The organism is Candidatus Magnetominusculus xianensis, assembly GCA_001541255.1.
In the GTDB taxonomy this organism is placed as follows: Bacteria; Nitrospirota; Thermodesulfovibrionia; order Thermodesulfovibrionales; family Magnetobacteriaceae; genus Magnetominusculus; species Magnetominusculus xianensis.
In genome coordinates this window covers 1-7,986 of sequence record LNQR01000049.1, presented here as the reverse complement: position 1 = coordinate 7,986, position 7,986 = coordinate 1, and the positions used below count along the sequence as shown (strand labels likewise).

The window sequence follows — 7,986 nt, the reverse complement described above, 5'->3', positions numbered from 1 at the left end:
TTCTTTACGTTGCACCTCTCTTTCCGAGCGTTTAGAAGATTTCTGGGAAAGTCGCGTCGCATAAATACCCTATTTCCTGACGCAGACCCCTAATGTTTTTACCCATATCCTGCACAAGATAATCCGATATGGCCTCATATGCATAAATGTCAGCACTGGAACGCCATATCTTATTCGGCGTGTGTTGGTGGGATAAGCATCACACATCATAGAATAATTAATATGTTGATAACTATGTTGATAACTATGTTAGTAACCTGTTTAAAACTTCGTAGGCTTGTTGGTGGGATACACATCAGGCGTGTTGGTGGGATAAGCATCACACATCATTATATAAGATACCAAAAGATAAACATACCATTTTAAAAGATAGTAGGGATAATGATTGTAAGGGAATAGAAAATGATTTTAGTAAATGAGTGGCACCAGAATCCCATACAAAATAAGGCACTGTGGCCTCATAGGAGTAAATATCATGAATAATGATATTGACATATTAAGATAATCTGTATACTATACATAGAATGATAGACGAGATTGACTATACGAAGGGCTACACGAGAGTTCCCCACAAAATAATTCGCCGTGTCCTCATGCACGTAAATTTCGGAGCTCATGAAAGTCGCATTTTTTGGACAATCTACTTGTGGTCATCGTTTCAGGAAGAATTCTCATGGAATTCAACTTATCGAATACTTTCAAAGAAGGCTGGCCTGGATTATCGAAATGCTTTTCTTTCTGTCAAAATGCTTATTGACAAGAATATTGTGTCAGCATCAAAATCAAAAACAGAGCTACGAAAAACCAACTTTTCCATCAACATGATTGTAAAATCATGGAAGGTCGAATTCCATGAAAAAAAGATTCAAAAACAGATAAAAGCAAATCTATACAACAATACAACAGATGACATTAAATACTATACTGGATACTGCCGTATTCCTAATACAATGATGAACGGTCTCATCAGCATTAATTTCAGCGCTCGGGAGAGCCGTGTTTTTTGGACCATCATCAGTAGAACATGGTCATGGAGAAAGCCCGCATATTATATATCGTATCGAGAAATTGCAAATGAGTGTGCCATGGACTTACATGATACGCATACGTCTATCCAACACCTCATCGATAAGAACATCATTATCTCAGAACCATCAAAGAGAAAAACTAATTTCGCCATTAACCAACACGCCGATTCATGGCAGAACGAAGTTAACAGGTTAAAGATAGGACAAAAATTCCGACATTAACGGAACCCAAATCATTGCGAATATGAACCAGTTAAATAAAATGAGCATGAATCCGATATATATTTATATGTTTACATATTATTATGTATATTGTAAATCAGATTCAGGAGGTATGAGGCAATGATCAAATGTCCGACATGCGGAACGGAACAACTTTTCGAGGTAACGGCTATTGACCCGTTAATAAAATCATTCGAACAATGGATCAACCATCTTGAGGCATCCGGCCTATCGTATGCCTATGTCTCCAAGCTAAAATCAATCGTAGCGAACCACATAGCCCCAAATTTGAGAGATATGGACGTAAAGGCTGTTTCCTCCAAGGTGGTCTTTGATTTCTACTCTACGTTGCTTCAGCGCGGTCTGGCAAGTAAAACTATTAAGCACATCCTTGACACCTTAAAGGGCCTCTTAAACCATCTTTTCTACCTCGATGTAATTCATAAAGTGCCAAAGTTCCCAAAGATAAAAATAACGGCCCAGTCAAAACGCTGGATAGGCATCGATACCCAACGAATGATTCTATCTCAAATCGATCCACAATACCAACTGTTCTATGCGATCCTGTTTGAAACCGGTATGCGCCCGGGTGAAGCACGAGCTTTAAAAAAACGGGACATTGACGGCGCCGTCATCACGGTTGAGCGCGCTCTCGACGAGAAAAACAATACGCGACCGACAAAGACAGGTCATATCTACAAGTATCAAATATCAAATGACCTTGCCTCGTACATTCACATAAATTTTAGTCATTACATGCCGGAAAGGATGATGTTCTCACTATCACGCAGCAACATACAGAAGATATGGACACGGGCTTGCCGGACAGTCGGCGTATCAATCCCGATGTATCAGGCTTCCCGGCACAGCAAGGCCAGTCAGATAAACGAGCAGTGCGAGCAGGAGCGGTTGTGTCGGCTCAAAGAAGCTCTCCAGCACGAGAGTGCAACCACGACAACAAAATACTACACGTTAGGATCGAAGGAGAAATTATGATGAAAGTAGTTTCCTACGGCGGTGGTGTAAACTCTACGGCTATGGTGATATATCTGATTAATAGGGGCGACGTGCCAGACATGATCGTGTTTGTCGATACGGGCGCGGAACTGCCGGAGACGCTTGATTATGTGGACTACTTTTCGGCGTATCTAAAACAAAAGGTCGGCATGGAGATAGTCATCACTCGTAGGAATAGCGAAGGTCTATATAATTATTGCCTTAGGAAACGTATTATGCCGATTATGAAGTACAGATGGTGTACATCTGATTGGAAGGTAATTCCATTTGATAAATATATATCGCAATATCAAGGCAAAAAAACCGTATATGTGGGATTTGACGCCGAGGAAGACGGGCGCGTTGCCGGTGCCTTACAGAAATCATGTAATTTAAAAAACCAGATTAAAGTATTTCCTTTGCATGATGCTAATATTACAAGGGACGATTGTATAAATATAATTAGAGTAGAGGGCTTGAAGATACCGCCGAAAAGCGGGTGTTATATATGTCCGTTTACACCTAAACGAGAGTTTCGTGAGATGAAAAGAAATAAGCCGGAGCTATTCAAAAAAGCCCTTACATTAGAGCTGCAACATCCAAAAGGCCGGACAATTAAACAGGGCGTTGCGCTTAAAGAGATTGATGCTCAAGGTGAACTTGATTTTATGAGAGAATATGACCCGTCAATACCATGTGGGTGTTCTGACGGGCAGTATTAATCAATATCTAAAGAAACATGACGATGACGAATAGGGAGAAGATATGAACGAGAGCTGTTATATTGAAAGAGACAGCGATATGAATAAAACATCTGACTCAAAAGAATACGAAGCGGGGATTATCTCTTAAAACACAGGAGGAATATTATGAATTTAGAACAAAAGGCTGAATTTATCGAAGATGTTTTAGACCGAATTGACATATGTATTGATACGTATGGTATTCGGCAATTAATTTTAATGGAATCACAAGCTGACTTTATCGTAAGTATATTTCACCGAATGTACCAGGATGATTTTGACGCCGTAAAGGTACAGGATATGCTTTTAAAAGCATTCTTTATTAAAAAAAGTATCGATGATATTAACATACTCTGGAAGAGCTACTGTAATCATCGGCGGAGGGTGGATAATAATCAATTACGTGAAATGAAAATAGAGGCTTAAGCTGCTCTCAGCAGCTCATAATACTAAAGCCAGGTGTGATAATGTCAAACTTAGAAAATGCGATTAATAAGATTTGGGATATGTACTATCCATTTTTTCAGAGGAAAATATTGTCAGAAGTCGCCAACGACCGGACATACATAAGTAACATAAAGAATCATCTCAAAACTCGCAATAGTGTGCGATATTCAGACAATGATATATTCTGCGCGTGGCAGTCATTTATCAAAAATAAAAATATGGAAAGCAAAAAGGAGGAACTATGATTTGTGATTTTTGTAATACCCTGAAGGGCTGCCAGTTTGCGTTTGACGCTTGGGAATTGAATCATAAATATGACTCGACACATCGCAATCAGAAAGCGAATATATCAGTGCATCTATGCGTGCAGCAACGTGATATTAATTCTGCACTATCTCGTAATGTTAAACTATTTGCGACTGCTTTGTTGGCAGGGTTAGTATCGTTTTTCCTAGCGCGGCATGGGAGCCGTGTTAATGACAAGGTAAATGATGATTCGTGGTTAGACATGTGATAGAAGACGGAGTGCTGCGGCGTTAAGGGCATTGCGGCATTTTCCCGTTTGCTTTACAGGAAATCATTTTTTAAATATAATATAACTGACAGAGGAGATGCCTGATGAACATACCAAAGAAGTTAATTATCGGCGGTCTTGAGTATAGAGTAGAGCTGGTAGACCCGTCATTTTCAAAAGAGCAACTAGGGCAAATAGATTTAATAAAAGGTATAATAAAGATAAACAAAGAAATAACAAGAGAAAGGCAGGAATCAACTCTATTGCACGAGATAATAGAGGCAATTAACGATCAATATCAATTTCAACTTGAGCATGAGAAAATACAGGGATTAGAGGCGACATTATATCAGGTATTGAAAGACAATAATATATATTTTGGAGAGGCTCAGTGAAAACAAAAAGCGATTACAAAGATGGCGCATGGGTTTACTATATAAAACATGATGGCATGACAGTTCCACTAGCCGTTAAATCATTAACCGAAGAGGAATTTATGCTTCCATATATTCAGGAGCAACTGAGATTTTATGACTGACAATGACTCGGTGTGGTAACTGTCCAACTATCATCTCGATTGATGATAATAAATATGGCGAATGTATCCTGACAGATAGTCTTTATTGTCAGCAATGCTGGCAAATACACATGAAGACATGCCTTGTTTGTGGAGACTGCTGTGGATGAGATGACAAACCAGGAGGTTAAATGCTGAAAATAACGGTTATAGACAAGGATAGCAAGGAAATCTACATGGTTGAATACCCTGATGTTTCAGAGAATAAGCGTATCGAGGACGTGATTTACAAGGCCATTGGAGACGCTATAGCTTCAATTAAGAAGATAACGTCCCCAGCGCCTGTAAATTCATATGCCGCTAAGATTCATGAAGCAGCGAATCAAGTTAATGGGGTTTCTGACTGGTCGGGGGACGTACAAATAAGTGTTCAGTTGAAGTCTTACCAGGCCAAAGATTTTGGGAATTGTTCCCTCTCTATCTGTCATATTTCAGACATAACTGACCGCGTATCAAATATCCGCCTTATGCTGGATAATGCACATCAGAAATATAACAATGAAATTGATTTTGAATATGATGCCTCAACTGCAGAAGGACAAATAGCACAACAACTGGCCGCCGCCTCAAACTGTCTGGACTGCGCACTATTTCTGCTTAAAAATAACGAATTTTAAAATGAATAGTAAACGCTTGTTATGTACAGACTGCCGAAAATATACCGGCTGCAAAGAACTCTGCGTTCATGTCGAACAAGAGCTCCTTGCATTAGATAGCACTGATTATTACATGGAATTTAACGACAGTATAATCACAACAGACTACAAGATAATCCTTGCTGAAATCGCCGAAGGGCAGCAGTGGAAGCGGCGAGTAACCATCGAAAATATCAGAACGATAAAAGACATACGCCTCCGCGCGATCACAGTCATGCTGTTTTCCGGTATGCCAGTCAAGCAGATTTCCAAGATACTGAACATATCAATATCGACTCTATACCGGATTATTCGTAACAATGGTCAGCCGTGTATTTGTTGTATGATGGCTGAACTTGAGCTGCCAGCAATTATCTCAGGCAACTAGACCCTTCAGACACATAGAGCCTTCAGGCAGGTATCAATAAACTTCGTCGTGAGAACCTATGTTGAGCAGGTGTACTGTGTCGCCGGATAGAGTGAAGATGATGCGGATATCTGGAGCTGCAGAGCAGGAATATAAACCTTTGAGGTTGCCGACCAAAGCGTGAGTTTTCAAAGAAGGTGTAAAAGGATTCTCCTGCAGCAAATCGAAAGTTACAGATATTTTTTCGTTCAGCGACGGAACTCTTTTTAATAGCTTCCCAAGTTTTCTCAGAAAAGGTTTGTCGGCGTCAAGATTAAGCATCTTCAGAAACCGACGCAAGGGCAGCCGTTATCAACTCTTTGGAATTTTTAAAGACAAACTTCTCAGTATTGGCTTCAGCAGCAAGCGTCTCCTCGACAAAAGCCTTATGCTTGCGCTCTCTCTCGGCAAGATAAGCGATAAAGTCAGCGGCCTCTCTGACACGTTCAGGGGACAGCACAAGCAGCGTCTCGATGATACGTTCGATGTCGGGTGTCTTTTCGCCGACTACCGCCGGGGCAGTATCAATAGCTGATGAGGCAGTCTCTGTAATCGTCTCGCTCATAAGAATAATATAGCATTGCCTGATAGAAACTGTAAAGCATGTCACGTCATGCGAATAGGAAACCGGCGTGTGTACTGGGATTCCGGGGATTTATGCGAATATTCTACTATATATAGGGGGCAATCGTCCCAACAAATAAAACAGGCAAAACAGGCAAAACCGGAGGTGCTGATCATGGCCATGACATCAAGCAAAGAAGTATTCGTACCCAGCAGCACAACAACGCCAGGAACGCCGCATCTGACTGAAAAATCTCGACCTAACTCAGATGTCCCGGGCGGCGACGAGGCAAACACCACAGGTATGACAAAGAAGAAGTGATAGCTCTATCCTGCTTGAAAGGTCTAAAGTAGACTTTTTTAGACCTTGCAAAGACCCGCATGGAAAGCCGGTCTTGCCTTCTACAGACGGCCTGAAAGCGGAGAAAAATAGACAAAAATAGACCTCTAAACGGTCTAAATTAGTCTAAATCATACAATGAATGGGCGCAAAAGGTGATAAGAAAACAGGTGGACGACCAAAGGGGGCTAAGAATAAGCGCACCCTTGAGCTTGAAAACAAACTCAGGGAGGCGGGCTTTGACCCTGTGTCTATCCTTGTCGATATGGCAGTCGATTCTAAGACTGATGACTGGTTACGCGCTAAAATCTGCCTCGATGCGCTGCAATACCTCTTCCCCAAGCGCAGGGCGGTGGACAGCGCTGTCACCGTTGACGGTCATATCGAAACGTGGGAAGACAGAATTCTCAACGTTAATCGTGCAGAGACTAACGGAGAGGCCGACGACCAAGCGTGACCAGGCATTAGAGATAGAGAGGCGGCTGAGGACAGATTACGCCTACTTTGCCTCACGTTGTCTCTATATCCAGACAACTACCGGCAAACGAGTACCTCTGCGGCTCAACGAGATACAGTTGCTGCTTGATGGTATAATCGCTGATATTAAAGGCGCGGGCAGGCTGGTCAGACTGATAATCCTAAAGGCGCGGCGTGAGGGCGTCAGCACATGGGCGGCTGGACGGCTCTACTGGCACTGCACGACACAGAGCAATAGACACGCGGCCCTTATCACGCATGAGCCGGATGCTACGGCAGCCGTTTTTGGAATGATCCGGCGTATGTACTCATACCACCCAGAGGTTGTCAAACCGGTAACTCGATATAACTCTATGAGAATGCTGGATTTTAACTATCCTTCAGGGCGCGGTGGACTGGACAGCTCGATTGTTGTCGGTACAGCGGATAAGCCTGATTTTGGCAGCGGGCAGCTTTTACATTACCTGCATCTTTCAGAGGTAGCCAAGTGGCCTGTCGGCAAGGCGCGCAGTGTCTTAACCAGTGTTTTACAGACCGTCCCAAAAGAATCCAGCGTTGACACTGAGGTCATTTTAGAAAGTACGGCAAAAGGCTTAGGCGGTGAGTTCTATGATTACTACATCATGTCAAGATATAAGTACGAGATATACATAGACAGCGGCAAACCCAAGTTCCGCTGCTGTATTGACTATAAGGCCGACCCTGACAACCAATACTCATCTGTGTTTATCCCATGGTTCGCGTTTGATAAGTACCGTATCGATTCTCACAATCTCGATACCGCTGACTTGACCGACGACGAACGAGCTATCATGCAGACACATAACCTTGACCTGTCACACATTGCGTGGCGGCGGAAGTGCATATCAAACGACTGTAAAGGCAGCATCGATACATTCCACCAGGAATACCCAAGCAACGATGTTGAGGCGTTTTTAACGTCTGGCCGTGGGTCTGCGTCAGGAAATAGGGTATTTATGCGACGCGACTTTCCCAGAAATCTTCTAAACGCTCGGAAAGAGAGGTGCAACGTAAAG

13 protein-coding genes and 1 pseudogene are annotated in these 7,986 nt (G+C 42.3%); 12 read left to right on the top strand and 2 right to left on the bottom strand.

Going from position 1 to position 7,986, the window contains the following annotated elements; all coding sequences use genetic code 11:
* Positions 1-767: 767 nt before the first annotated feature.
* The 9 genes from ASN18_RS06655 (at position 768) to ASN18_RS06615 (ending at position 5,550) form a co-directional block, all read left to right on the top strand.
* On the top strand, positions 768-1,250 hold the full coding sequence (locus ASN18_RS06655; RefSeq protein ID WP_236861575.1) for a replication protein: 483 nt from the start codon (positions 768-770) through the stop codon (positions 1,248-1,250).
* 120 nt (positions 1,251-1,370) lie between these two features.
* Positions 1,371-2,246, top strand: a complete 876-nt coding sequence (locus ASN18_RS06650) for a tyrosine-type recombinase/integrase (RefSeq protein WP_085051957.1) — start codon at positions 1,371-1,373, stop codon at positions 2,244-2,246.
* Positions 2,243-2,968, top strand: a complete 726-nt coding sequence (locus ASN18_RS06645) for a phosphoadenosine phosphosulfate reductase domain-containing protein (RefSeq protein ID WP_085051956.1) — start codon at positions 2,243-2,245, stop codon at positions 2,966-2,968. Before ASN18_RS06650 ends, ASN18_RS06645 begins: the two co-directional genes overlap by 4 nt.
* Positions 2,969-3,115: 147 nt before the next feature.
* Positions 3,116-3,415, top strand: a complete 300-nt coding sequence (locus ASN18_RS06640) for a hypothetical protein (RefSeq protein WP_085051955.1) — start codon at positions 3,116-3,118, stop codon at positions 3,413-3,415.
* Between the two features lie 41 nt (positions 3,416-3,456).
* Positions 3,457-3,681: a hypothetical protein gene (locus tag ASN18_RS06635; RefSeq protein ID WP_085051954.1), complete on the top strand. Its 225-nt coding sequence runs from the start codon at positions 3,457-3,459 to the stop codon at positions 3,679-3,681.
* Positions 3,682-4,054: 373 nt separating this feature from the next.
* A complete protein-coding gene (locus ASN18_RS06625; protein WP_085051952.1) occupies positions 4,055-4,345 on the top strand; it encodes a hypothetical protein in 291 nt (96 codons plus the stop codon).
* A complete protein-coding gene (locus ASN18_RS17105; protein ID WP_157072867.1) occupies positions 4,342-4,488 on the top strand; it encodes a hypothetical protein in 147 nt (48 codons plus the stop codon). The genes ASN18_RS06625 and ASN18_RS17105 overlap by 4 nt, the downstream gene beginning before the upstream one ends.
* 170 nt (positions 4,489-4,658) lie before the next feature.
* A complete protein-coding gene (locus tag ASN18_RS06620; RefSeq protein WP_085051951.1) occupies positions 4,659-5,144 on the top strand; it encodes a hypothetical protein in 486 nt (161 codons plus the stop codon).
* A gap of 1 nt (position 5,145) precedes the next feature.
* Positions 5,146-5,550: a helix-turn-helix domain-containing protein gene (locus tag ASN18_RS06615; RefSeq protein ID WP_085051950.1), complete on the top strand. Its 405-nt coding sequence runs from the start codon at positions 5,146-5,148 to the stop codon at positions 5,548-5,550.
* 33 nt (positions 5,551-5,583) lie between these two features.
* Here ASN18_RS06615 and ASN18_RS06610 read toward each other — a convergent pair whose 3' ends face one another.
* Together ASN18_RS06610 and ASN18_RS06605 are read right to left on the bottom strand one after the other, a co-directional pair.
* Entirely contained in the window at positions 5,584-5,850 is a 267-nt protein-coding gene (locus ASN18_RS06610; RefSeq protein WP_085051949.1) for a type II toxin-antitoxin system RelE/ParE family toxin, read from the bottom strand.
* Complete coding sequence (locus ASN18_RS06605) at positions 5,843-6,133, bottom strand: hypothetical protein (RefSeq protein ID WP_085051948.1); 291 nt, start codon at positions 6,131-6,133, stop codon at positions 5,843-5,845. Before ASN18_RS06605 ends, ASN18_RS06610 begins: the two co-directional genes overlap by 8 nt.
* Before the next feature lie 48 nt (positions 6,134-6,181).
* On the opposite strand from ASN18_RS06605, the gene ASN18_RS06600 reads away from it, so the two are divergent.
* The 3 genes and pseudogenes from ASN18_RS06600 to ASN18_RS06590 form a co-directional block, all read left to right on the top strand.
* Positions 6,182-6,454, top strand: coding sequence for a hypothetical protein (locus ASN18_RS06600; protein ID WP_085051947.1), 273 nt, complete (start codon positions 6,182-6,184; stop codon positions 6,452-6,454).
* Between the two features lie 160 nt (positions 6,455-6,614).
* Positions 6,615-6,929, top strand: a complete 315-nt coding sequence (locus ASN18_RS06595) for a hypothetical protein (RefSeq protein WP_085051946.1) — start codon at positions 6,615-6,617, stop codon at positions 6,927-6,929.
* Positions 6,892-7,986, top strand: a pseudogene (locus tag ASN18_RS06590) (hypothetical protein); the annotation flags it as partial. The gene ASN18_RS06595 and the pseudogene ASN18_RS06590, both read left to right, overlap by 38 nt.